The sequence below is a fragment of the Lelliottia nimipressuralis genome (assembly GCF_041464075.1).
Taxonomy (GTDB): domain Bacteria; phylum Pseudomonadota; class Gammaproteobacteria; order Enterobacterales; family Enterobacteriaceae; genus Enterobacter; species Enterobacter nimipressuralis.
This window is the reverse complement of record NZ_CP167172.1, coordinates 3,686,738-3,711,737: the sequence shown is the minus strand read 5'-3', so window position 1 is coordinate 3,711,737 and position 25,000 is coordinate 3,686,738. Positions and strand designations below refer to the sequence as shown.

Genomic DNA, 25,000 nt, shown 5'->3' with positions numbered 1-25,000 from the left:
CATCATGCTCACCCGCTTGCGAGAAATAGTCGAAAAGGTTGCCAGTGCTCCGCGCCTCAACGAGGCGCTGGACATTCTGGTGACCGACATCTGTCTTGCGATGGAAACCGAAGTCTGTTCGGTGTATCTGGCCGACCATGATCGACGCTGTTATTACCTGATGGCGACACGTGGGTTGAAAAAACCGCGTGGTCGCACCGTTGCGCTCGCCTTTGATGAAGGGATTGTTGGCCTCGTTGGACGGCTGGCGGAACCCATCAACCTCGCCGATGCGCAAAAACACCCCAGTTTTAAATATATCCCTTCCGTCAAGGAAGAGCGTTTTCGCGCGTTTTTAGGTGTCCCTATCATTCAGCGCCGCCAGCTTCTTGGAATACTGGTGGTGCAGCAGCGCGAGCTTCGCCAGTTTGACGAAAGCGAGGAGTCATTCCTCGTGACGCTGGCCACGCAAATGGCCGCAATCCTCTCCCAGTCTCAGTTAGCTGCGCTATTTGGCCAGTATCGCCAGACGCGTATCCGTGCGCTGCCCGCATCGCCGGGCGTGGCCATCGCCGAAGGGTGGATGGACGCCACGCTGCCGCTCATGGAGCAGGTGTACGAAGCCTCCACGCTGGACGCTGCCCTTGAACGCGAACGTCTGACCGGCGCGCTGGAAGAGGCCTCCAACGAATTCCGACGCTACAGTAAGCGTTTTGCCGCGGGTGCGCAGAAAGAGACGGCAGCGATTTTTGATCTTTATTCCCACCTGCTGTCCGATGCGCGCCTGCGCCGCGAACTCTTCGCCGAAGTAGACAAAGGATCGGTGGCGGAATGGGCGGTGAAAAAGGTCATCGAACGGTTCGCCGAGCAGTTTGCCTCCCTGACAGACGGTTATCTGAAAGAGCGTGCGGGCGATCTGCGAAGTCTGGGCCAGCGTCTGCTGTTCCATCTCGACGACACCATTCAGGGCGAAAATGCCTGGCCAAAACGCTTTGTGCTGGTCGCCGATGAACTGTCGGCTACCACTCTCGCCGAACTGCCGCATGACCGACTGGCAGGCGTCGTGGTGCGCGATGGCGCGGCCAACTCCCATGCGGCCATTATGGTGCGCGCGCTGGGTATTCCCACCGTCATGGGCGCGGATATTCAGCCTTCGGTGCTGCAACGCCGTACCCTGGTGGTTGACGGTTATCGCGGTGAGCTGCTGGTTGATCCTGAGCCGGTACTGCTGCAGGAATATCAGCGATTAATCAGTGAAGAAAACGAATTAAGCCGCCTGGCGGAAGATGACGTCGATCTGCCCGCGCAGTTGAAAAGCGGCGAGCGGGTTAAGGTGATGCTCAACGCGGGCCTTAGCCCGGCGCACGAGGAGAAGCTCGGCAGCCGCATCGACGGCATTGGCCTGTACCGCACTGAAATTCCGTTCATGTTGCAAAGCGGCTTCCCTTCCGAAGAGGAGCAGGTGGCGCAATATCAGGGAATGTTGCAGATGTTTAACGACAAGCCCGTCACCCTGCGAACGCTGGATGTTGGCGCCGATAAACAGCTGCCGTACATGCCCATCAGTGAAGAAAACCCGTGCCTTGGCTGGCGTGGGATCCGCATTACGCTCGATCAGCCGGAGATTTTCCTGGTGCAGGTGCGCGCCATGCTGCGTGCTAACGCAGCCACCGGTAATCTCAGCATTCTTCTGCCGATGGTGACCAGTCTGGATGAAGTCGACGAAGCGCGTCGCTTGATCGAACGTGCTGGGCGCGAAGTGGAAGAGATGATCGGTTATGCGATTCCCAAACCGCGCCTCGGCGTGATGCTTGAAGTCCCATCGATGGTCTTTATGCTCCCACAGCTGGCCAATCGCGTAGATTTCATCTCGGTCGGTACGAACGATCTGACCCAGTACATTCTGGCGGTGGATCGTAACAATACGCGCGTCGCGAGCATTTACGACAGCCTGCACCCGGCGATGCTGCGTGCGCTGGCGATGATTGCGCGTGACGCCGAATTGTACGGAATCGACCTGCGCCTGTGCGGTGAAATGGCAGGGGATTCCATGTGTGTGGCGATCCTGATCGGTCTTGGCTTCCGTCATTTGTCGATGAACGGTCGCTCGGTGGCGCGTGTGAAATATCTGCTGCGCCACATCGAAATCGAAGATGCTCAGGAGCTGGCAAAACGCAGCCTTGAGGCACAGCTGGCGACGGAAGTCCGTCACCAGGTCGCGGCCTTTATGGAGCGTCGCGGCATGGGCGGTTTGATCCGCGGTGGCCGCTAAACTTTCCCATTCCCTATACGAATGGAGCGACACTCTGCTCCATTCTCTATACACATCTTTTACATCTCAGGCGCATCCTCCGCGCCTGCCTTGTGCTATGATTCGCAACTTTGGAGCGTGGGTTAACCCTGCGCGCGCTTATTTTTCGCTGTCCACTTTCAGCGGAATAACAACATCTTGTGGTGACAGATGAACAGTGGTTATCTGCATTTTCCGGAATTTGATCCGGTCATTTTCTCAATCGGTCCCGTTGCGCTTCACTGGTACGGTCTTATGTACCTGGTCGGCTTCATCTTTGCCATGTGGCTTGCGGGTCGTCGCGCCAGTCGTCCGGGCAGCGGATGGACGAAAAACGAAGTTGAAAACCTGCTCTATGCCGGGTTCCTCGGGGTATTCCTCGGTGGGCGTATCGGCTATGTGCTGTTCTACAACTTCCCGATTTTCCTGAACGATCCGCTTTACCTGTTCCGCGTCTGGGACGGAGGCATGTCCTTCCACGGCGGTCTGATAGGTGTGATTCTGGTGATGGTCATCTTCGCCAAACGCACCAAACGCAACTTCTTCCAGGTGGCTGATTTTATTGCCCCACTGATCCCGTTTGGTCTGGGCGCGGGTCGTCTCGGCAACTTCATTAACGGGGAACTGTGGGGTCGTGTCGATCCGAGTGTCTCCTTTACGATGCTGTTCCCGAACTCACGTGCGGAAGACCTTGCGCTGCTGCCTTCCCACCCAGAGTGGCAGTCTATCTTCGACACCTACGGCTCACTGCCGCGCCACATGTCGCAGCTGTATGAGCTGGCGCTTGAGGGTGTGGTGCTGTTTATCATTCTGAATCTCTTTATCCGCAAACCGCGTCCAATGGGTTCTGTCTCCGGGCTGTTCCTGATTGGTTATGGTGCGTTCCGAATCATCGTTGAATTCTTCCGCCAGCCGGATCAGCAATTCACCGGTGAATGGGTACAGTACATCAGCATGGGGCAGATTCTCTCCATCCCGATGATTGTCGCGGGTATCATAATGATGATTTGGGCGTATCGTCGTCGTCCACAGCAACAGCTTTCCTGAGGAACCATGAAACAGTATCTTGAATTGATGAAAAAAGTGCTCGACGAGGGCACGCCAAAAAACGATCGCACCGGCACCGGAACGCTCTCTATTTTTGGCCACCAGATGCGCTTTAACCTGCAGGAAGGTTTTCCGCTGGTGACGACCAAGCGCTGCCATTTGCGCTCGATCATTCATGAACTGCTCTGGTTCCTGCAAGGCGATACCAACGTGGCCTATCTGCACGAAAACAACGTCTCGATTTGGGACGAATGGGCAGATGAGAACGGCAACCTTGGCCCGGTCTACGGCAAACAGTGGCGCGCATGGCCAACGCCAGATGGTCGCCACATTGACCAAATTACGACCGTGCTGAACCAGCTGAAAAACGATCCCGATTCACGTCGCATTATCGTCTCAGCCTGGAACGTCGGCGAACTGGACAAAATGGCGCTGGCGCCTTGCCACGCCTTCTTCCAGTTCTATGTCGCTGACGGCAAACTGTCCTGCCAGCTCTATCAGCGCTCTTGCGACGTGTTCCTCGGTCTGCCGTTCAACATCGCCAGCTATGCATTACTGGTTCATATGATGGCGCAGCAGTGCGACCTTGAAGTCGGTGATTTTGTCTGGACCGGTGGCGATACGCACCTGTACAGCAATCACATGGAACAAACGCACCTGCAGCTGACTCGCGAACCGCGCGCACTGCCGAAGCTGGTTATCAAGCGTAAGCCGGAATCCATCTTTGACTATCGCTTCGACGATTTCGAGATTGAAGGCTACGATCCCCACCCTGGTATCAAAGCCCCTGTCGCTATCTGATAGATCAAATCCTGACACAACCGGTGCTCTTTAGCGCCGGTTTTTTTTGCCCAGATTTCACGTTTACGAGCTGCTTTCCAGCGTTTTTGCAACGTAATGCAACGGATGATTTTCACAGGAAAGCGCCTCGTAATCTTCACTTTCTGCTGTCGTTTTTCTGGGCGCTTCCCGCCACACTGCGGGCATGAAAAAACAACGCGGCTTTACGCTTATCGAAACCATGGTGGCAATTTCCCTTGTCGTCATTCTCAGCGGCACAGGGCTGTCGGGCTGGCAGAGTTGGCAGCAACAGCAACGCCTGTGGCAAACCGCCCATCAGGTACGTGACTACCTGGTACAGCTTCGCAACGATGCGAACGGTTATAACCGGGATCATCTCATCGTGGTGAATAAGGACGGCGAAAAGGCGTGTCTTGCGACGACGAAAAGTGCGGACTGCCAGACTCAGAGCGGGCTGGTTCTCAATTTTCCATGGCCGGAAGTCACGATTGCTGAACTGACGAAATCCCTGGCGTTTTATGGATTACGGGATACCGCCTGGCCCGGGAGGATACGCATCAAAAGCCCCGCAGGAGAATGGCTGATTATCGTGTCGAACACCGGGCGTATCAGGATGTGCAACAGCACAGGGAAGGGAACATGTTAAAAAACCAGCGCGGCTTCTCGCTGACCGAGGTACTCATCGCGATGGCAATTAGCAGTATTTTGCTGCTGAGTACCGCGCGTTTTATGCCGGCGTTACAGCGAGCCATTCTCAAGCAAGAGCAACAGCAGGAGCTAGAAGAAGAGGTCTGGCTCAGAGCCACGGCTATCGGCAAGCAGCTGCAAAGGGCCGGATACTGCAACGGCTCTTGTCAGGGGCCCGCATTGACAATGGGTAGAGCAGGGCGCTGTGTCATTGTGCAATGGGATGCCAACAGCAATGGGCGCTGGGAGAATACCCCCTCGACAGAGGCGGAGCAAACAGGGTTTCGCCTGGAAGCTGGCGCACTTGAAACCCAGCGGGGAGCCACAAGCTGCGAAGGAAAAGGCTGGGAGAAGCTGACCGAACCTGAACGTGTGTTAGTGACTCACTTCCTGGTGAGCAAAATTGAGCACACTGGCTTTGCGCCTGAGTTAAGTATCGAGCTGGCAGTTTCCACTGCACGTCCACACGCCGAGCCAATACAGGTCACACATCGTGTCACAGGATTTAATCTGTGAAACGTCAGCGGGGGATGTCATCGCTTGCGCTGGTCCTGTTGCTCCTTGTGATCGGCAGCCTGACCCTGACCGGCCTTAATCTGCAGCTCGATGCTTTTACGCGGATGGTGAGCCGTGAGCGGCAGCTGATTTTACAGCAGGCCAACGTCCAGTCGGCGCTGGAGTGGGGCAAAAGCCAGCTCTGGCCGGTGGGGCCAGGTATTCAGTGCAAAAAAGGGCTGCAAGGGCGAGTCTGTCTGCGCGTTACTGAAGACAATCGCGTCCTGCTTATTGCGGGGAGTGGTGAGCTGCTGCTGTGGCGCGGCGGGATAATCCAGGACGGGCGAGTGGTGTTCTCCCGCCATGGCTGGAGCGATTTTTGTCCACTGAAGGAGAGCGCACTGTGTCAGCTACCTTAGCCCGGCAAAAGGGATTTAGTATGGTGGAAGTTTTGTTAGCGATGATGCTACTGGTTATCGTCATTACTGCGCTGTCTGGCTATCATCGGGCGCTGGCAGCGCGATTTACGGTATTCAATCAGTATCGCCAGCTCTGGCACTCTGCCTGGAGCCAGACCCAGCTGTCACAGGGGACGTTACCGGATGGCTGGCGGATAAACAGGGGGCAGACAATGCAGGCTGGATGTGTCAGCATCTCGGTCACTATAATTTCGCCTTTGGGGCGGCAGGGTCAGATGACACGCCTGCATTGCCCGCTTAGTCAGTAGTCGGGAGCGTCTATGTTACGGGTCTACCACTCAAATCGTCTGGATGTACTGGAAGCATTGATGGAGTTTATCGTCGAGCGTGAACATCCTGCCGATCCCTTTGAGCCAGAAATGGTGCTGGTGCAAAGCACCGGTATGGCTCAGTGGCTGCAAATGTCCCTGGCGCAAAAATTCGGTATTGCGGCAAATATCGAGTTCCCGCTTCCGGCGAGTTTTATCTGGGAGATGTTTGTCCGCGTTCTGCCGGACATCCCCAAAAAAAGCGAATTTAATAAGCAAAGCATGAGCTGGAAGCTAATGTCGCTGCTGCCGGATATGCTGGCGAGCGATGCGTTCGCCATGCTGCGCCACTACCTGAGCGATGATACCGACAAACGTAAACTGTTCCAGCTGGCCTCGCGGACGGCGGATCTGTATGACCAGTATCTGGTCTATCGCCCGGAATGGCTGACGTCCTGGGAAAAAGGTGCGCTGATTGACGGCCTGCCTGAGGCGCAAATCTGGCAGGCCCCGCTGTGGAAAGCGCTGGTGGAACACACCGAAAAACTGGGTCAGCCGCAGTGGCACCGTGCCAACCTTTACGAGCGGTTTATCTCAACCCTCGAAAAGGCCTCTGAACCGCCTGCCGGGTTGCCGTCGCGTGTCTTTATATGCGGGATTTCCGCTCTGCCACCTGTTTACCTGAGCGCGCTAAAAGCCCTGGGCAAGCATGTCGATATCCACATTCTGTTCACCAACCCGTGTCGCCATTACTGGGGGGATATTCAGGACCCTAAATGGCTCGCCCGTCTCGTTGCTCGCCAACGGCGGCGGATCTTTGAAGAGCGCGCGATTCCGCTCTTCAAAGACAACGACAATGCCGCGCAGCTCTTTGATGAAGAAGGCATTCAAAACTTACCGAATCCGCTGCTGGCCTCCTGGGGAAAACTGGGGCGTGACTACATTCACATGCTGTCCGATATCACCTCGTCCGGCGAAGGCGATGTGGATGCCTTTGCGGAGATCACTCCTGACAGCCTGCTGCATAACGTGCAACTGGATATTCTCGATCTTGAGAATCGCGCCATCGCGGGGATCACTGCCGAAGAGTTTGCCCGCAGCGATAAGAAGCGAAAACTGGATCCAGAAGATCGCAGCGTTACCGTACATGTGTGCCACAGCCCGCAGCGCGAAGTTGAAGTGCTTCATGACAAGCTGCTGGCGATGTTGCAGGACGATCCTGAACTGACGCCGCGCGATATTGTGGTCATGGTGGCGGATATCGACAGCTACAGCCCGTTTATTCAGGCGGTGTTTGGTAGCGCCACCGGCGAGCGATATCTACCTTATGCCGTGTCCGACCGACGGGCGCGCCAGTCGCATCCGGCTTTGCAGGCGTTTATTAGCCTGCTTGCTCTGCCCGATAGCCGCTTTATTTCGGAAGACGTACTGGCGCTGCTGGATGTTCCGGTGCTGGCTGCTCGCTTCGACATCGACGAAGAGGGGCTGCGCTATCTGCGCCAGTGGGTCAATGAATCAGGCGTTCGCTGGGGGATTGACGATGATAACGTCCAGGAGTTCGAACTCCCGCCGACGGGGCAGCACACCTGGCAGTTCGGCCTGACGCGTATGCTGCTGGGCTATGCGATGGAGAGCCATCAGGGGGAGTGGAATGAGGTTCTGCCTTACGATGAATCCTCAGGGCTGATTGCCGAACTGGTCGGCCATCTGGCTTCACTGTTAATGCAGCTAAATCGCTGGCGTCGCGAGCTGATGCAGTCCCGCACGCTTGAGGAATGGCGGCCACTGTGCCGGGAAATGTTGAATGATTTCTTCCTGCCCGACACGGATACCGAAGCGGCGATGGCGCTTATCGAACAGCAGTGGCAGGCCATTATCGACGAAGGTATTTCATCTCATTATGGCGAGGCTATTCCGCTCTCCTTGCTTCGCGATGAACTGACGCAGCGCCTGGATCAGGAACGTATTAGCCAGCGTTTCCTTGCCGGTCCCGTCAATATTTGTACCCTGATGCCAATGCGTTCGATTCCGTTCAAAGTCGTTTGCCTGCTCGGAATGAACGATGGTATCTATCCGCGCGCGCTGGCACCGCTGGGCTTTGATCTGATGAGCCAGCAGCCGAAGCGCGGTGACCGTAGCCGACGTGACGACGACCGTTACCTCTTCCTCGAGGCGTTGATTTCGGCCCAGCAAAAGCTCTATATCAGCTATATCGGGCATTCCATTCAGGATAACAGCGAGCGCTTCCCGTCAGTGCTGGTGCAGGAACTGGTCGATTACATTGGGCAAAGCCACTATCTGCCGGGTGATGAGGCGCGTAACTGCGACGAAAGCGAACAGCGGGTAAAAGCTCATATCACCTGTCTACACACCCGCATGCCGTTCGATCCGGCTAACTACGTCGATAACGAACAGCAAAGCTACGCCCGCGAATGGCTGCCCGCTGCGAGGAAAGAGGGGCAAGCCCATACGGATTTCATTCAGGAACTTGAGCCTCGTTTGCTTGAGACACTCACCTTTGAGCAGTTGCAACGGTTTTGGGCGCACCCGGTACGCGCGTTTTTCCAGCAGCGGTTGCAGGTGAATTTCCGCTCCGAAGAGAGCGAGATCCCTGATGCAGAACCTTTCACCCTCAATGGATTAAGCCGCTATCAGCTGAATCAACAGCTGCTTAATGCGCTGGTTGAAGAGGAAAATGCACAGACGCTGTTTCGTCGCTATCGGGCCGCAGGCCAGCTCCCGTATGGTGCATTTGGAGAGATCGCCTGGGATATGCAGTGTCAGGAGATGCAGGCTCTGGCCGACCGCGTTATTGAATTCCGTCAGCCGGGAAAAAGCCTTGAAATCGATCTGACCTGCAACGGTATTCAGCTCACGGGCTGGCTACAGCAGGTGCAGCCGGACGGGCTACTGCGCTGGCGTCCTGCCATGCTCAGTGTGTCACAAGGTTTGCAACTCTGGCTCGAACATCTTGTCTACTGTGCGGGCGGTAACGAAGGTGAAAGCCGTTTATTCGTCCGTAAAGACGGCGAATGGCGCTTCCCTCCAATGGCGTCCGATCAGGCTCTGGCCTGTCTCGAACCCTATATCGAGGGCTATCGCCAGGGGATAAATAAGCCGCTGCTGTTGCTGCCAGAAAGTGGGGGGGCGTGGATAAAAGCCTGTTACGACGCGCAGAATGATGCCATGTTAACGGATGACGCCTCGCTGCAAAAAGCGCGCAGCAAGTTTTTACAGGCGTATGAAGGAAATATGATGGTGCGCGGAGAGGGTGATGATGTCTGGTATCAGCGATTATGGCGAACCCTTGAGCCGGAGTACTTCGACGCCATTACGCAAGAGGCTCAACGCTATCTGTTACCTTTGTTTAAATTTAATCAGTCCTGATGATTGTATAAAAATTGCGCAGTAGAAAGCGTTCATTTATTATGCCCATCTTGTCACGGACTGATGTACCAACATAAAGAGATGCTGGCGTGCCCAGCACGCAAATTGTTAATGATGTAGCCGTGATGAAGAGGTAGTGAATGCCAGGCAGCACCTTGTTAAAAGCGTTTGTTTTGTTTGTCGCCCTCTGGGCACCCCTCACTCAGGCAGATACCGGTTGGCAGCCCGTTCAGGAAAAAATCCATAAGAGCGAAAAGGACACCCGCCAGTATCAGGCTATTCGTCTTGATAACGGGATGACTGTGCTGCTGGTCTCCGATCCGCAGGCGATTAAATCGCTCTCTGCGCTGGTCGTCCCCGTCGGCTCGCTGGAAGACCCTGATTCGCATCCTGGTCTTGCCCATTACCTTGAACACATGACGCTGATGGGCTCCAAAAAATATCCGCAGCCGGATAGCCTCTCTGAATTCCTCAAAATGCACGGTGGCAGCCACAATGCCAGCACGGCACCGTATCGCACTGCGTTCTATCTTGAAGTCGAAAACGATGCGCTGGAAGGGGCGGTTGACCGTCTCGCCGATGCCATCGCGTCGCCTTTACTGGATAAAAAGTATGCCGATCGCGAGCGTAACGCCGTCAATGCCGAACTGACCATGGCGCGCACGCGAGACGGTATGCGTATGGCGCAGGTCAGTGCCGAAACAATTAACCCGGCGCACCCAGGCTCGCGTTTTTCAGGGGGTAACCTGGAAACCCTGAGCGATAAACCCGGCAGCCCGGTTCTCGATGCCTTACACGCCTTTCGTGATAAATACTATTCCGCCAATCTGATGAAAGCGGTGGTCTACAGCAACAAACCGCTGCCGGAGCTGGCGCGTCTTGCGGCACAAACCTATGGTCGCGTGCCGAATAAAAATATTGAAAAGCCGGAGATCACCACGCCAGTGGTCACTGATGAGCAAAAAGGGATCATCATTCACTATGTGCCTGCAATGCCGCGTAAAGTGCTGCGTGTCGAGTTCCGTATTGATAACAATACCGCACAGTTTCGCAGCAAAACGGATGAGCTCCTCACCTATCTGATCGGTAATCGCAGCCCGGGCACGCTCTCTGACTGGCTGCAGAAGCAGGGGCTGGTAGAGGGGATCCGCGCTGATTCCGATCCTGTCGTCAACGGCAACAGCGGTGTTCTCGCGATCTCGGCAACCCTGACCGACAAAGGCCTTGCGCACCGCGATCAAGTGGTTGCGGCGATCTTCAGCTATCTGTCGTTGCTGCGCGATAACGGTGTGGATAAAAGTTACTTTGACGAACTGGCTCACGTGCTGGATCTCGATTTCCGCTACCCGTCGATCACCCGCGATATGGACTATGTTGAATGGCTGGCTGACACCATGATTCGCGTTCCGGTGGAAAATACGCTGGATGCGGTGAACATCGCCGATCGCTATGACGCTGATGCCATCAAAGCGCGCCTGGCGATGATGACCCCGCAGAACGCCCGCATCTGGTATATCAGCCCGAAAGAGCCGCATAACAAAACCGCGTACTTTGTCGATGCGCCGTATCAGGTGAATAAAATCAGCGCGCAAACCTTCGCTGACTGGCAGAAAGAGTCCGGCCAGATTGCGTTGAAATTGCCTGAACTCAATCCCTACATTCCTGACGATTTCACGCTTATCAAGCCTGCAAAGGAATACCCGCATCCGGAACTGATCGTTAACGAACCGACGCTACGTGTGGTTTACACCCCAAGCCGCTATTTTGCCAGTGAGCCGAAAGCCGATGTCAGCGTGGTACTGCGCAATCCGCAGGCCATGGACAGCGCTAAAAACCAGGTGATGTTTGCGCTCAATGACTATCTGGCGGGGATCGCCCTGGATCAGCTCAGTAATCAGGCGGCTGTCGGTGGGATCAGTTTCTCCACCAACGCCAACAATGGGCTGATGGTCAATGCTAACGGTTACACCCAGCGTTTACCGCAGCTTTTCCAGGCGCTGCTGGAGGGGTATTTCAGCTACACGGCGACCGAAGAACAGCTGGAGCAGGCCAAATCCTGGTATGCGCAGATGATGGATTCGGCGGAAAAAGGCAAAGCTTTTGATCAGGCGATTATGCCTGTGCAGATGCTGTCACAAATTCCGTACTTCCAGCGTGAAACGCGCCGCGCGTTGCTGCCGTCAATCACCCTGAAAGAGGTGATGGATTACCGGACGGCCCTGAAAACCCATTCGCGCCCCGAGTTTCTGGTTGTCGGCAACATGAGTGAAGATCAGGCTAAAACTCTCGCGCAGAATGTTCGCAAACAGCTGGGTGCCAACGGCAATGAGTGGTGCCGTAACCAGAATGTGCTGGTGGAAAAACAGCAGAATGTGATCTTTGAAAAGGCGGGGAGCAGCACGGACTCTGCGCTGGCCGCAGTATTTGTGCCGACCGGCTACGATGAGTATGCCAGCTCCGCCTACAGCGCGGTGCTGGGGCAGATCATCCAGCCGTGGTTCTACAATCAGTTGCGTACCGAAGAGCAGCTTGGCTACGCGGTGTTTGCGTTCTCGATGAACGTGGGTCGCCAGTGGGGACTGGGCTTCTTGTTGCAGAGCAGCGATAAACAGCCCGCTTATCTTTGGCAGCGTTATCAGGCCTTCTTCCCGCAGGCTGAAGAGAAACTGCGCAAAATGACGCCGGAAGAGTTTGCTCAAATTCAGCAGGCCGTAATCGCGCAGGTGCAGCAGGCTCCGCAAACCTTGGGCGAAGAGGCGTCGCAGCTGAGCAAAGATTTCGATCAGGGTAATATGACCTTTGATTCACGTGATAAAGTAGTGGCCGAGATAAAACTGCTGACGCCCCAAAAGGTTGCTGACTTCTTCCACCAGGCGGTGGTGAAGCCGCAAGGCATGGCATGCTTGTCTCAGGTTTCCGGCAGCCAGAACGGGAAAGTGGATTATGTGAATCCGCAGGGCTGGAAAGTCTGGGAGAGCGTCAGCGCACTGCAGAAATCGATGCCCTGGAGTAAGAAAGAATGACCGATACCGCTGAGTCCCTTGATCCCTTACGTTTGCCGCTTCAGGGCGAACGATTGATTGAAGCCTCAGCGGGAACGGGAAAAACCTTCACCATTGCCGCCCTCTACCTGCGCCTTCTGTTAGGACTGGGCGGCAATGCTGCGTTTGGGCGCCCGCTCAGCGTGGAACAACTGCTGGTGGTGACCTTCACCGAAGCGGCGACCGCCGAGCTGCGCGGACGTATTCGTGCGAACATACACGAACTGCGCATCGCCTGCCTGCGCCAGACCACAGATAACCCACTTTACGCTCGTCTTCTTGAAGAGATCGCTGATAAGCAGCAGGCCGCTCAATGGCTGCTTCTGGCCGAGCGTCAAATGGACGAAGCCGCCGTCTTTACCATTCACGGTTTTTGCCAGCGCATGCTGAGCCTGAATGCGTTTGAATCGGGCATGCTTTTTGAACAGCAACTCATTGAGGATGAATCCGAACTGCGTCATCGGGCGTGCGCGGACTTCTGGCGTCGTCATTGTTATCCGCTCCCGCGTGATATCGCCGAAGCGGTGCATGCCTTATGGAAAGGGCCGGAAGAACTTTTACGCGCCATCGAACGCTACCTGCAAGGCGAAGCGCCGGCGATAAAATCCCCGCCGCCTGCGGATGAAACGCTGGCTGCACGGCACGAGAAAATTATTTCGCTGATAGCCGCCCTGAAGCAAAAATGGTGCGAGTCGGTCGCCGATATTGACGCTATTCTTGAAAATTCCGGCATTGACCGCCGCAAATTTAACCGTGGTAATCAGGCGAAATGGATCGAAAAAATCAGCGCCTGGGCGCAGGAAGAGACGCGCAGCTATCAGCTGCCCGATGCGCTGGAGAAATTTTCTCAACGCTTCCTGGTGGAGCGCACCAAAGCTGACGGTATCGTCCCTGAACATCCGTTGTTTGTCGCGATAGAAACGCTGCTGGCGCAGCCGCTGACCCTTAACGATCTGATGATCACCCGTGCGATGGCCGAGATCCGCGAAACCATTGCGCGCGAAAAACGTCGTCGTGGCGAGCTGGGTTTCGACGATATGCTAAGCCGCCTGGATGCGGCACTCGGCAGTGAAAAAGGCGACGCGCTGGCAGCGGCGATCCGTGCCCGCTTCCCGGTAGCAATGATCGATGAATTCCAGGATACCGACCCGCAGCAATACCGTATTTTCCGCCGTATCTGGCGCAGACAGCCCGAAACGGCGCTGTTACTGATTGGCGATCCTAAACAGGCCATCTACGCCTTTCGCGGCGCGGATATCTTCACCTACATGAAAGCCCGCGGAGAGGTCGAAGCGCACTATACGCTGGACACTAACTGGCGTTCCGCGCCTGGAATGGTGGCGAGTGTAAATACGCTTTTTGAGCGTATGGAAGCGGCTTTCATGTTCAAGGAAATTCCGTTTTCGCCCGTTAAGTCGGCTGAGAAAAACAGCGCACTGCGCTTTGAGCTCCGTGGCAACGTTCAGCCAGCAATGAACTTTTGGCTGATGGACGGCGAAGGCTGTGGTGTCAGTGATTATCAGAACGTGATGGCACAGCAGTGCGCGGCGCAGATCCGCGACTGGCTCAGCGCCGGTGCGCAGGGCGAAGCGCTACTGTGGAAAGGTAACACCGCTAAAGCGGTCAGCGCCTCGGACATTACCGTGCTGGTGCGCAGTCGTCAGGAGGCATCCCTAGTGCGCGATGCCCTCACGCTGCTCGCGATCCCTTCTGTTTACCTCTCTAATCGCGACAGCGTGTTTGAAACGCTCGAAGCGCAGGAGATGCTATGGCTGTTGCAGGCCGTGCTGACGCCTGAGCGGGAGAGTACGTTGCGCAGTGCACTGGCAAGCTCAATGCTCGGTCTTAACGCGCGTGATATTGATGCGCTGAATAACGACGAAAGCGCATGGGATGCGGTGGTTGAGGAGTTTGCGCATTATCGTGAGCGCTGGCAAAAACGCGGCGTCATGGCGATGCTGCGCGAACTGATGGCTCAGCGTCATGTCGCTGAAAATATGCTGGCGACCGCAGGCGGTGAACGCCGCCTGACCGACATTTTGCACATCAGCGAGCTTTTACAGGAAGCGGGATCGCAGCTTGAGAGCGAACATGCGCTGGTGCGTTGGCTGTCGCAGCATATCGCCGATCCTAACAGCAATGCGGCCAGTCAGCAGATGCGTCTCGAAAGCGACAAGCATCTGGTGAAAATCGTGACGATCCACAAATCAAAAGGGCTGGAATATCCGCTGGTTTGTCTTCCGTTTATCGCCAACTATCGTGCGCAGGATCAGGCGTTCTATCACGATCGCGTGTCGTTTGAGCCGGTGCTCGATCTCAGCAAAGCCGATTCTAGTATTGAGCTTGCCGAGGCGGAGCGTCTGGCGGAAGATTTACGCCTGCTGTATGTCGCCCTGACGCGCTCCGTCTGGCATTGCAGCCTGGGTGTTGCGCCGCTGTTCCGCCGTCGCGGCGAGAAGGCGGGGGAGAGCGATTTCCATCAAAGTGCGCTTGGGAGGCTGATTCAAAAAGGTGAGCCCAAAGATGCCGCCGGGCTGCGCCAGTGTCTCGATGCGTTATGTGATGAAAATATTGCCCTGCAGATCCCCGGCCAGCCCGATCTTTCCTGCTGGCAGATGCCAGAGCCATCGGTGCCCGATTTAGGCGCGCGGCAGATTACGCGTGCGCTGGTGGACGACTGGCGAGTCACCAGCTATTCCGGTCTCCAGCAGCACGGACAAAACATTGCGCAGGATCTGATGCCCAAACTCGACGTAGATGCGTCGGGCGTAGGTGAGGTAGTGGCAGAACCCGAGTTGACACCGCATCAGTTCCCGCGCGGTGCGTCGCCAGGGACATTTTTGCATAGCCTGTTTGAAACGCTCGATTTTACGCAGCCGGTGTCGCCGGAGTGGGTGCTGGAGATGCTGCAAAAAGGCGGGTACGACGCCCAGTGGCAGCCGGTACTTACCGCGTGGATCACGGCGATTTTAGAGGCGCCGCTTAATGATTCGGGGATCTCCCTAAGCCAGCTTACGGCAAAAGAAAAACAGGTTGAGATGGAGTTCTATCTCCCGATTGCCGGGCCGCTGACAGCGAACGCACTGGATACAATTATTCGCGAGCACGATCCGTTGTCGAAGAACAGCCCGGCGCTCAATTTCCGCCAGGTGAGCGGGATGCTGAAAGGCTTTATCGATTTGGTGTTCCGCCATGAGGGGCGCTACTACCTGCTGGATTACAAATCCAACTGGCTGGGCGAAAACAGCGAGGCCTATACCCGCCAGGCAATGGCCGCCGCAATGCAGTCGCACCGCTATGATTTGCAGTATCAACTTTATACCCTGGCGTTGCACCGCTACCTGCGCCACCGCATCGCGGATTACAACTATGAAGACCATTTCGGCGGTGTGATTTATCTGTTTTTACGTGGCGTTGACGCCCGGGATCCGCAGTCGGGGATCTTTACCACGCGCCCGGATCCGTTGTTGATTGATAAAATGGACAGACTGTTTGCCGCGAGCACGGAAGAGGTGGCCCAATGACTATGAAAGATCGGTTACTTGAGGCGGTAGAGCAGCGTGCGCTGCGCCCTCTGGACGCGCAGTTTGCCATGATGGTGGCGGATAACGATGCTGCGGTTATGCTGGCCGCCGCAATCCTCAGCAAAGATGCCGGTGAAGGCCATGTGTGCTTGCCCCTGTCACGCCTGGTACCGGATGAGAAAATGCCCGCTCCGCTGCAGGCCTGTTTCGCCCTCCTCGGCGAAACGATGGACTGGCAAGACGTGCTACTGCGCTCTGACGCCGTCAGTCACGGTGATATCCCGACGCCCTTAATTCTTTGTCACGACCGACTCTATCTCAATCGCATGTGGCGCAACGAGCTGGCGATTGCGCATTTCTTTAATGATTCCAATCAGCCGCTGCCCTATGACGATACTGCACTGATTCAAACCCTGAATGACCTGTTCGGTGATTCAGAAACGGTGAACTGGCAAAAAGTGGCGGCGGCGGTAGCCCTGACGCGGCGCATTTCGGTGATTTCTGGCGGGCCAGGGACGGGGAAAACCACCACTGTCGCAAAACTGCTGGCGGCGCTGATTCAGATGGCGGGCGAGCAGAAATGCCGTATCCGGCTGGCTGCTCCCACGGGCAAAGCGGCGGCAAGATTGACGGAATCACTGGGCGGCACGCTGCAAAAACTGCCGCTGAATGATGCCCAGCGCAAGCTGTTCCCGAATGAGGCCAGCACGCTGCACCGCCTGCTTGGCGCCCAGCCTGGCAGCCAGCGTCTGCGCTATCATGCAGGGAATCCGCTGCACCTGGATGTGCTGGTGGTCGACGAAGCCTCGATGATCGACTTGACGATGATGTCGCGCCTGATCGACGCGCTACCGCCGCACGCCCGCGTGATTTTTCTCGGCGATCGCGATCAGCTGGCCTCGGTTGAGGCGGGGGCCGTGCTGGGGGATATCTGCAATTATGCCAGCGCAGGCTATACCCTCGCGCGCGCGCAGGAATTATCGCACCTGACCGGCTGCCCGATTGAAGGGCACACAGAAGAACGGGCGGGGGCCTTGCGCGACAGCCTGTGCCTGTTGCAAAAAAGCTACCGTTTTGGCAGCGATTCCGGTATCGGCCAGCTCGCCGCCGCCGTTAACCGCGGCGATCGTGCGGCCATCAGGACAGTATTTGACGGCACATTTGACGACATTGAGAAAAAGCCACTCCAGACGGGCGAAGAGTATCTCGCCATGCTCGAGGATGCATTGCAGGGTTATCAGCGTTTCCTTCTGAGCGTGCAGCAACAGGATGCACCCGAAGCCGTGATTGCGGCCTTCGGTGAGTATCAGCTTTTGTGCGCGCTGCGCGAAGGGCCGTTTGGCGTCACCGGGCTGAATGAACGGCTGGAGCTGGCGTTAGCGCAGAAGCGGAAAATCTTCCGCCAGCTGCACTCCCGCTGGTATGAGGGGCGCCCGGTGATGATCTCCCGTAACGACAGCGCTCTTGGGCTGTTTAACGGTGATATCGGCATTGCACTCGATCGCGGCCAGGGGCTGCGCGTCTGGTTCCAGATGCCCGATGGCAGCGTGAAATCGGTGCAGCCAAGCCGTCTGCCAGAACACGAAACGGCGTGGGCGATGACGGTGCACAAATCGCAGGGTTCGGAATTTGATCACGCGGTGCTGATTCTGCCCGCGCAAATGTCGCCGGTAGTGACGCGCGAGCTGGTGTATACCGCCATCACCCGCGCGCGGAAAAGGCTGTCGCTGTATGCCGACGAGCGTGTGCTGGCGCAGGCAGTGACGACGCGTACCGAGCGGCGAAGCGGGTTAAGCGCGGTGTTTGAATCTGCCTGAGTGTTTGGCTCCCTCTCTGTTTAGGAGAGGGAAGCGTATGGCCTGTGGGGTTAACTCAAGTCCGCCATCAGCACTTTCGAACGTCGCTGATAGTTGTACATCTCTTTTTTACTCTCCGGCAGCAAATCAATATCGACCGGTGTAAAGCCGCGTTCCTGGAACCAGTGAATGCTGCGGGTCGTCAGGACAAATAATTTATTCAGGCCAATCTGACGTGCCTGGGCAGCGACCCGCTCAAGCAGCACTTCGCCGCGCGAAGAACTGCGATAGTCTGGATGCACTGCCACGCAGGCCATCTCACCGATTTTCTCTTCCGGGAAGGGATAAAGCGCCGCGCAGGCGATAGTCAGGTTGTCGCGCTGGATGATGGTGAACTTGTCGATCTCCATCTCCAGCTGCTCGCGGGAGCGACGGACCAGAATCCCTTGCTGCTCCAACGGCCGAATAAGCTCCAGAATCCCGCCAATATCGTTGATCGTGGCGCGACGAATCTGTTCCGCACTCTCCATTACAATCTGCGTACCAATACCGTCGCGAGAGAACAGTTCCTGCAACAGGGCACCGTCTTCCTGATAGCTGATCAGGTGGCTGCGACGCACGCCGCTGCGACAGGCTTTGACCGCCCCGCGCAGGAAACGCACGGTGCCGGAGTGGTAATCGCCTTCTGCTTCCAGCGCTTCGACGCGCGCCTGGGCTTCGTTTGGGAAAAGCTCCGAAACGATATCCCCTTGTTCGTTAAACACGCCCTGCGAGGAGCAGAAACCGATCATCTTCTCGGCTTTGAGTTTGATCGCCAGCTGCGTTGCCACCTCTTCGGAGGTGAGGTTAAAACTTTCGCCCGTCACGGAGACGGCAACCGGCCCCATCAGCACAATCGCGCCGTTATCGAGCTGGCGATGAATCGCCTCTTCGTCGATACGACGGATACGCCCGCTGTGGCAATAATCCACGCCATCATCCACGCCCAACGGCTGGGAAATAATAAAATTGCCGCTGACCACGTTGATATGCGCGCCCTGAAGCGGTGTATTGTTGAGGCTCATCGACAGACGCGCAGTGATATCGAGCTGCAAAAGCCCGGCTGCTTGCTTAACCAGCTCCAGGGTTTTGGCGTCAGTCACGCGGGTGTGCTTGTGATAAATCGGCTCGTGGTGGTGGGCGGCCAGATTGGCGTCGATCTGGGGACGCGCGCCGTAGACGACCACCAGGCGAATACCGAGGCTGTGCAGCAGACCGATGTCATTGACAATACTGGAAAAGTTCTCATGCTCAATGGCTTCGCCACCCAGCATGATGACAAACGTTTTTCCCCGATGGGTATTGATGTAGGGAACAGAATGGCGGAATCCCTGGACCAGTTCGGTTCTACGTTCCTTTACCACGGCACAACCCCCTCAGTGAATGTTTATTCGTATTTTCTGTATTTTTATTCGATTATTGCCGCGCGCGCAACCCTAAATTCAGTGCAAACCAGAGAAAAAATTAAGTGATGCGTGCCTTACTGCATGATTGTTTACCCTTTTATAGATGACAGGTTATGCATCATTCGCTAAAGTTTTCGGTCAATTTGGACGTTTTGTAGATAAATTCGTTTTCTTGCTCGGGAGAAGCATGTCGGGATCCAAATCAACAATAAGCCGCCGCCGCTTGTTACAAGGGGCCGGGGCGATGTGGTTGCTGAGCGTCAGCCAGGTTGCATTCGCCGCCGTCAGTCAGGTGGTGGCGGTGCGTGTCTGGCCGTCTTCGACCTATACGCGCGTGACGGTAGAGTCTAATCAGGTACTGAAATACAAACAGTTTGCGTTGAGCAATCCTGAGCGTGTGGTGGTAGATATCGAGGGCGTGAATCTGAACTCGGTGCTGAAAGGCATGGGGGCGCAGATCCGTGGCGATGATCCTTACATTAAATCTGCCCGCGTCGGCCAGTTTGATCCGCAAACCGTGCGCATGGTGTTCGAGCTGAAGCAGAACGTTAAACCGCAGCTGTTTGCCCTGGCACCGGTGGCCGGTTTTAAAGAGCGTCTGGTGATGGATCTCTATCCGGCTAATGCGACGGACATTCAGGATCCACTCCTCGCCTTGCTGGAAGATTACAACAAAGGCGATCTTGAGAGGCAGGTTCCTCCTGCGCAGAGTGGCCCGCAGCCGGGCAAAGCGGGCCGCGATCGCCCGATTGTGATCATGCTCGATCCTGGCCACGGCGGAGAAGACTCCGGAGCGGTCGGGAAATATCGAACGCGTGAAAAAGACGTGGTATTGCAGATTGGCCGCCGTCTGAAGGCGTTGATCGATAAAGAGGGCAACATGCGGGCGTACATGACGCGCAATGAAGACGTGTTCATTCCGCTGAAAGTGCGCGTGGCGAAAGCGCAGAAACAGCGCGCTGACCTGTTTGTTTCCATTCACGCCGATGCCTTTACCAGCAGGCAGCCGAGCGGTTCGTCGGTCTTTGCCCTGTCGACCAAAGGGGCGACCAGTACCGCGGCGCGGCTGCTGGCGGATTCCCAGAACGCCTCTGACCTTATTGGTGGGGTGAGCAAGAGTGGCGATCGCTATGTCGATCACACGATGTTCGACATGGTGCAGTCGCTCACCATTACCGACAGCCTGAAATTTGGTAAAGCGGTGCTAAGTAAACTCGGGAATGTGAACAAGCTGCATAAAAACAGCGTTGAGCAGGCGGGCTTTGCGGTGCTGAAGGCGCCGGATATCCCGTCGATTCTGGTCGAAACGGCGTTTATCAGTAACGTCGAAGAGGAGCGTAAGCTCAAGACCGCGAAATTCCAGCAGGAAGTGGCAGAGTCGATTCTGGCGGGGATTAAGGCGTATTTCTCGGATGGCGCGACGCTGGCCAGAAGAGGGTAGATGGCATGAGCCGGGTTCACGCCCGGCAAATCCACAAACTGCAGATACAAAAAAACACCCTTGAGGGTGTCTAATGTTTTTCGAAGAATTGGTTGCGGGGGCCAGATTTGAACTGACGACCTTCGGGTTATGAGCCCGACGAGCTACCGGGCTGCTCCACCCCGCGTCCGTCTTTCTTCTATTTTACGTACTACTGCTTAAAACTTGATTGGTTGCGGGGGCCGGATTTGAACCGACGACCTTCGGGTTATGAGCCCGACGAGCTACCAGGCTGCTCCACCCCGCGTCCGTCTTTCTACTGAGCAAAAACATTGTAGAAATTTACTGCCTCAAATTTTAATTGGTTGCGGGGGCCAGATTTGAACTGACGACCTTCGGGTTATGAGCCCGACGAGCTACCAGGCTGCTCCACCCCGCGTCCGTGGATGCGCACTATACTCGGATAGGTTTTTGATGCAACCCTTTTTCTCATAAATACCAAAATTAGTATGTAAAATGAACGACATCGCCCTGTTCGGACGATTAATGCGCAAATCCTGCCTCAGGATGCGCTATCAGATTTCAATAGCCTGAGGGGTTTGTTATCTTCTTTATAGAGACTCAGGGCAACTTTAAGACGAGATATAATGAAAGGACGATGGGCGAAGTATCTGATGACGGGCGCAATGGTAGCGATTCTTGCGGCCTGCTCCTCTAAACCGACCGATCGCGGTCAGCAATATAAAGACGGGAAATTCACCCAGCCTTTCTCTTTAGTTAACCAGCCGGATGCCGTGGGTGCGCCGATCAACGCGGGTGACTTCGCTGAGCAGGTCAGCCAGATCCGCACCGCGTCACCGCGTCTGTATGGCTCGCAGAACAGCGTCTACAACGCCGTACAGGACTGGCTGCGTGCAGGCGGGGATACGCGCACCATGCGCCAGTACGGCATTGATGCCTGGCAGATGGAAGGGGCCGATAACTACGGTAACGTCCAGTTCACCGGTTACTACACGCCGGTGGTTCAGGCGCGACACACCCGTCAGGGCGAGTTCCAGTATCCTATTTACCGCATGCCGCCAAAACGTGGCCGCCTGCCGTCTCGCGCAGAGATCTATTCCGGTGCGCTGAACGAAACGTATGTGCTGGCCTACAGTAACTCGCTGATGGATAACTTCATCATGGATGTGCAGGGCAGCGGGTATATAGATTTCGGTGATGGTTCACCTCTTAACTTCTTTAGCTATTCCGGTAAAAATGGCCACGCCTACCGCAGTATCGGCAAAGTGCTGATCGATCGCGGGGAAGTAAAGAAAGAAGATATGTCGATGCAGGCTATTCGCGAGTGGGGCGAAAAGCACAGCGAAGCGGAAGTGCGTGAGCTGCTGGAGCAGAACCCGTCCTTCGTCTTCTTTAAACCGCAAAATTACGCACCGGTGAAAGGGGCCAGCGCGGTTCCGCTGATTGGACGTGCATCCGTGGCTTCCGATCGTTCTATTATTCCGCCGGGCACCACGCTGCTGGCAGAAGTGCCGACCCTGGACAACAACGGCAAATTCAGCGGTCAGTATGAATTACGCCTGATGGTGGCGCTGGATGTCGGTGGGGCCATTAAAGGCCAGCACTTCGATATTTATCAGGGCATTGGTGCGGATGCGGGCCATCGTGCGGGCTGGTATAACCATTATGGACGCGTATGGGTTCTCAAACCCGCAGCAAGTGCTGGCAACGTTTTCAGCGGCTGATTGTGGTAATCTAGCGCGTAATATTTACCGCCTTCTCCTGTGATGGAGAAGGGCAGGGTGAGGATAAAACCTCACCCTTTTTACATCCTGAGGTCTTATGTCTGCGTTAATCAGCGATGCCTGGCGTCAACGTTTTGGCGGTACGGCGCGTTTATATGGTGAAAAAGCCCTGCAACTGTTTGCGGATGCGCACGTCTGCGTAGTCGGTATTGGCGGAGTCGGCTCCTGGGCAGCCGAGGCGCTGGCGCGTACCGGTATTGGCGCGATTACCCTTATTGATATGGATGATGTTTGCGTCACGAATACCAACCGTCAGATCCACGCCCTGCGCGATAACGTTGGCCTGGCGAAAGCAGAAGTGATGGCAGATCGCATCCGCCTGATTAACCCGGAATGTCGCGTCACGGTGATTGATGATTTCGTCACCGCCGATAATGTGGCGCAATACCTGGGCACCGGCTTTAGCTACGTGATTGACGCAATCGACAGCGTGCGTCCGAAAGCGGCCCTGATTGCCTATTGCCGACGCTACAAGATCCCATTAGTGACCACGGGCGGAGCGGGCGGTCAAATCGATCCGACGCAGATCCAGGTGACGGATCTGGCGAAAACCATTCAGGATCCGCTGGCGGCAAAACTGCGTGAAAGGCTGAAAAACGATTTTAACGTGGTGAAAAACAGTAAAGGTAAGCTGGGCGTAGACTGCGTGTTCTCAACTGAAGCGCTGGTCTATCCGCAGGCAGATGGCTCCGTCTGTGCCATGAAAAGCACCGCGGAAGGGCCGAAACGAATGGACTGCGCCTCGGGCTTTGGCGCGGCGACAATGGTCACCGCAACCTTTGGTTTTGTCGCTGTCTCTCACGCCCTAAAGAAAATGATGGCCAAAGCCAACCGTCAGGCCTGAACCTGACGGGCGGCGTTCAGCACCGCTTCGCTCAGTGCGGACAGGCCCTGGCTGCGTGAGGCGCTAAGTTGTCCGCGCAGCCCCAGCTCGTCAAACAGCGCCAACGGATCGCCATCCAGCAATTGCCGGGCGCTTTTGCCTTCCACGGCGGTGAGCAGGACTGCCAGTAAACCGCGCACGATCCGCCCTTCGCTGTCGCCAAAGAAATGCAGCGTCTCCCCGGATGTCGTCACACCCAGCCAGACGCGATTTTCGCAGCCTGGAATTTCTTTCGCCTGCGCTTTTAACGCATCAGAAAGTGTGGGGAGTTGCTTGCCCAGTAAAATCAGCTGTCGGTATTTATCTTCCCACTGGGTGAGCGGGAGAAACGTTTGTCTCAGCGTCTCTTCTGTGATCACGCTGCCAAAAGGGTGTCCGGCTAAGGATGAGCTCGTCATTAATCCACCAGGAGTTCAAGGGCGCGATCGACGGCCGCCACCAGGGCATGAACGTCGCTTTGCGTGTTGTAGGGGGCAAACGAGGCGCGCAGCGTGCCACTGACGCCGAGTGCCGCAAGCAGCGGCTGTGCACAGTGCTGCCCGGCGCGCAGGGCGATACCGTATCCGGCCAGCAGAGTGACCATATCGCTGTGGTGAACACCGGTAAAATCAAACGCCAGCAGGCTGGAATCCTGAACGCGGAACGAGCGGAATCCGGGACGTTTTTTTAACTCTTCTTCTGCAAGTGTGGCCAGTCCACGGCTCCAGCTTTCGGCTTGCTCGACGTCCGTCTCCGCAAGCCACTCCAGTGCGGCGCTCAGCCCTATCACGCCCGCCACGTTTGGCGTACCGGCTTCGAGGCGGTAAGGGATCTCCTGGGTTTTGAAACCGTCAAAGGTCACTTCGGTGATCATCTTTCCGCCGCCCAGCCACGGGGTCATTTGTGCCAGCAGTTCCGGTTTGCCATACAGCGCGCCGATCCCGGTTGGGCCATAAAGCTTGTGACCGGAAAAAGCGTAAAAGTCGATATCCAGTTTGCGGACATCAGCCGGGAAATGCACAACGCCTTGCGCACCGTCGACCATCACAACCATGCCGTGGCGGTGTGCCATTTCAATGGCACGGGCCAGATCCGGGCAACCGCCGGTGACATTCGACATTTGCCCGAGAGCCAGAATTCGGCTGCGCGGGGTGATGAGTTCGGGTAAACGCCCGACGTCGGGCAGTAAATCCGCGCCCAACGGCAGTTTTACGATCCGGGCGCCCGTTTGTTCCGCGACCATCAGCCACGGCACTAAATTGGCATGGTGCTCAGCCTCGCTCACGATAATCTCGTCTCCCGGTTGCAGGAGCGGGCGAGCATAGCACTGGGCGACCATATTGATTGCCTCGGTGGTGCCACGCGTCCAGACGATATTTTTACCGCTTTCGGCGTTGAGCAGTCGCGCGACCTGATCGCGGGCGGCCTCGTAGCGCGCGGTCAAACGCTGCGCTTCGGCAAACTGGCTGCGATGCACATTCCCGGCGCTCAGGCTGTAGAACTGATTTGTCGCGTCGATCACAGCCTGCGGCTTAAGCGCTGTGGCGGCACTGTCGAGATAAACACCGGCATCGGCCAGCGCCGGAAACTGTGCGCGAAAATGCGCAGGACTGAAAGCGTTCATGGAATTCCTCATATCAATATGGAGATCGTCGCGCAATTTCGGCGGCAGGGCAAGGTTGTTGATCGCTATC

The 25,000-nt window shown here is 56.2% G+C and carries 17 protein-coding genes and 3 tRNA genes; 14 read left to right on the top strand and 6 right to left on the bottom strand.

The genetic code is table 11. The features are described from left to right. The first annotated feature begins 4 nt into the window (after positions 1-4). From ptsP to recD, 11 genes are all read left to right on the top strand, one after another. The gene (gene ptsP, locus ACB496_RS17795) at positions 5-2,251 is read left to right on the top strand and encodes a phosphoenolpyruvate--protein phosphotransferase (protein ID WP_100779084.1); all 2,247 of its coding nucleotides are present in this window, start codon (positions 5-7) and stop codon (positions 2,249-2,251) included. A 189-nt stretch (positions 2,252-2,440) separates the two neighbouring features. After that, on the top strand, positions 2,441-3,316 hold the full coding sequence (lgt, locus tag ACB496_RS17790; RefSeq protein ID WP_100779085.1) for a prolipoprotein diacylglyceryl transferase: 876 nt from the start codon (positions 2,441-2,443) through the stop codon (positions 3,314-3,316). A gap of 6 nt (positions 3,317-3,322) precedes the next feature. Beyond that, a complete protein-coding gene (gene thyA / locus ACB496_RS17785; protein WP_095283207.1) occupies positions 3,323-4,117 on the top strand; it encodes a thymidylate synthase in 795 nt (264 codons plus the stop codon). Positions 4,118-4,301: 184 nt separating this feature from the next. After that, entirely contained in the window at positions 4,302-4,763 is a 462-nt protein-coding gene (locus tag ACB496_RS17780; protein ID WP_371973171.1) for a prepilin peptidase-dependent protein, read from the top strand. Continuing rightward, positions 4,757-5,320 carry a prepilin peptidase-dependent protein gene (locus ACB496_RS17775; RefSeq protein WP_129035077.1) on the top strand — a complete coding sequence of 188 codons (564 nt, stop codon included), beginning with the start codon at positions 4,757-4,759 and terminating at the stop codon, positions 5,318-5,320. Before ACB496_RS17780 ends, ACB496_RS17775 begins: the two co-directional genes overlap by 7 nt. Beyond that, positions 5,317-5,718 (top strand): DUF2509 family protein, encoded by a 402-nt coding sequence (locus tag ACB496_RS17770; protein WP_102104670.1) that lies wholly within the window; start codon positions 5,317-5,319, stop codon positions 5,716-5,718. The genes ACB496_RS17775 and ACB496_RS17770 overlap by 4 nt, the downstream gene beginning before the upstream one ends. Next, positions 5,703-6,026 (top strand): prepilin-type N-terminal cleavage/methylation domain-containing protein, encoded by a 324-nt coding sequence (locus ACB496_RS17765; protein ID WP_248859095.1) that lies wholly within the window; start codon positions 5,703-5,705, stop codon positions 6,024-6,026. The genes ACB496_RS17770 and ACB496_RS17765 overlap by 16 nt, the downstream gene beginning before the upstream one ends. A 12-nt stretch (positions 6,027-6,038) precedes the next feature. After that, a complete protein-coding gene (gene recC, locus ACB496_RS17760; RefSeq protein ID WP_371973170.1) occupies positions 6,039-9,413 on the top strand; it encodes an exodeoxyribonuclease V subunit gamma in 3,375 nt (1,124 codons plus the stop codon). Positions 9,414-9,553: 140 nt separating this feature from the next. Continuing rightward, positions 9,554-12,436: a pitrilysin gene (gene ptrA / locus ACB496_RS17755; protein WP_248859093.1), complete on the top strand. Its 2,883-nt coding sequence runs from the start codon at positions 9,554-9,556 to the stop codon at positions 12,434-12,436. Beyond that, positions 12,433-15,978, top strand: a complete 3,546-nt coding sequence (gene recB / locus ACB496_RS17750) for an exodeoxyribonuclease V subunit beta (protein WP_371973169.1) — start codon at positions 12,433-12,435, stop codon at positions 15,976-15,978. Before ptrA ends, recB begins: the two co-directional genes overlap by 4 nt. Beyond that, positions 15,975-17,795, top strand: a complete 1,821-nt coding sequence (recD, locus tag ACB496_RS17745) for an exodeoxyribonuclease V subunit alpha (RefSeq protein WP_371973168.1) — start codon at positions 15,975-15,977, stop codon at positions 17,793-17,795. The genes recB and recD overlap by 4 nt, the downstream gene beginning before the upstream one ends. A 50-nt stretch (positions 17,796-17,845) precedes the next feature. Here recD and argA read toward each other — a convergent pair whose 3' ends face one another. Then, positions 17,846-19,177 (bottom strand): amino-acid N-acetyltransferase, encoded by a 1,332-nt coding sequence (gene argA / locus ACB496_RS17740; protein WP_100779095.1) that lies wholly within the window; start codon positions 19,175-19,177, stop codon positions 17,846-17,848. A gap of 229 nt (positions 19,178-19,406) precedes the next feature. Here argA and amiC point away from each other — a divergent pair, with 229 nt between their 5' ends. Continuing rightward, positions 19,407-20,660, top strand: a complete 1,254-nt coding sequence (gene amiC, locus ACB496_RS17735) for an N-acetylmuramoyl-L-alanine amidase AmiC (RefSeq protein WP_100779096.1) — start codon at positions 19,407-19,409, stop codon at positions 20,658-20,660. Between the two features lie 89 nt (positions 20,661-20,749). Here the strand turns inward: amiC and ACB496_RS17730 are convergent. The 3 genes from ACB496_RS17730 to ACB496_RS17720 all read right to left on the bottom strand — a co-directional run bounded on the left by ACB496_RS17730 (position 20,750) and on the right by ACB496_RS17720 (position 21,078). Then, positions 20,750-20,826, bottom strand: a tRNA-Met gene (locus ACB496_RS17730). A gap of 43 nt (positions 20,827-20,869) precedes the next feature. Continuing rightward, a tRNA-Met gene (locus tag ACB496_RS17725) sits at positions 20,870-20,946 on the bottom strand. 55 nt (positions 20,947-21,001) lie between these two features. Then, a tRNA-Met gene (locus tag ACB496_RS17720) sits at positions 21,002-21,078 on the bottom strand. 208 nt (positions 21,079-21,286) lie between these two features. Between ACB496_RS17720 and mltA the strand changes: the two genes are divergently transcribed. Beyond that, positions 21,287-22,384 (top strand): murein transglycosylase A, encoded by a 1,098-nt coding sequence (gene mltA / locus ACB496_RS17715; RefSeq protein ID WP_100779097.1) that lies wholly within the window; start codon positions 21,287-21,289, stop codon positions 22,382-22,384. Positions 22,385-22,481: 97 nt separating this feature from the next. After that, positions 22,482-23,288: a tRNA cyclic N6-threonylcarbamoyladenosine(37) synthase TcdA gene (tcdA, locus tag ACB496_RS17710; protein WP_123428642.1), complete on the top strand. Its 807-nt coding sequence runs from the start codon at positions 22,482-22,484 to the stop codon at positions 23,286-23,288. Here the strand turns inward: tcdA and csdE are convergent. Next, a complete protein-coding gene (gene csdE, locus ACB496_RS17705) occupies positions 23,279-23,725 on the bottom strand; it encodes a cysteine desulfurase sulfur acceptor subunit CsdE (protein WP_123428644.1) in 447 nt (148 codons plus the stop codon). The genes tcdA and csdE overlap by 10 nt on opposite strands. Next, entirely contained in the window at positions 23,725-24,930 is a 1,206-nt protein-coding gene (gene csdA / locus ACB496_RS17700) for a cysteine desulfurase CsdA (protein ID WP_371973167.1), read from the bottom strand. Before csdA ends, csdE begins: the two co-directional genes overlap by 1 nt. Between the last annotated feature and the right edge of the window lie 70 nt (positions 24,931-25,000).

Coding starts and splice junctions, on each gene's coding strand:
- csdE (WP_123428644.1), bottom strand. CDS start 23,725: ATGACGAGCTCATCCTTAGCCGGACACCCTTTTGGCAGCGTGATCACA.
- mltA (WP_100779097.1), top strand. CDS start 21,287: ATGAAAGGACGATGGGCGAAGTATCTGATGACGGGCGCAATGGTAGCG.
- amiC (WP_100779096.1), top strand. CDS start 19,407: ATGTCGGGATCCAAATCAACAATAAGCCGCCGCCGCTTGTTACAAGGG.
- recD (WP_371973168.1), top strand. CDS start 15,975: ATGACTATGAAAGATCGGTTACTTGAGGCGGTAGAGCAGCGTGCGCTG.
- ptsP (WP_100779084.1), top strand. CDS start 5: ATGCTCACCCGCTTGCGAGAAATAGTCGAAAAGGTTGCCAGTGCTCCG.
- csdA (WP_371973167.1), bottom strand. CDS start 24,930: ATGAACGCTTTCAGTCCTGCGCATTTTCGCGCACAGTTTCCGGCGCTG.
- ACB496_RS17775 (WP_129035077.1), top strand. CDS start 4,757: ATGTTAAAAAACCAGCGCGGCTTCTCGCTGACCGAGGTACTCATCGCG.
- ACB496_RS17780 (WP_371973171.1), top strand. CDS start 4,302: ATGAAAAAACAACGCGGCTTTACGCTTATCGAAACCATGGTGGCAATT.
- recB (WP_371973169.1), top strand. CDS start 12,433: ATGACCGATACCGCTGAGTCCCTTGATCCCTTACGTTTGCCGCTTCAG.
- thyA (WP_095283207.1), top strand. CDS start 3,323: ATGAAACAGTATCTTGAATTGATGAAAAAAGTGCTCGACGAGGGCACG.
- recC (WP_371973170.1), top strand. CDS start 6,039: ATGTTACGGGTCTACCACTCAAATCGTCTGGATGTACTGGAAGCATTG.
- tcdA (WP_123428642.1), top strand. CDS start 22,482: ATGTCTGCGTTAATCAGCGATGCCTGGCGTCAACGTTTTGGCGGTACG.
- lgt (WP_100779085.1), top strand. CDS start 2,441: ATGAACAGTGGTTATCTGCATTTTCCGGAATTTGATCCGGTCATTTTC.
- ptrA (WP_248859093.1), top strand. CDS start 9,554: ATGCCAGGCAGCACCTTGTTAAAAGCGTTTGTTTTGTTTGTCGCCCTC.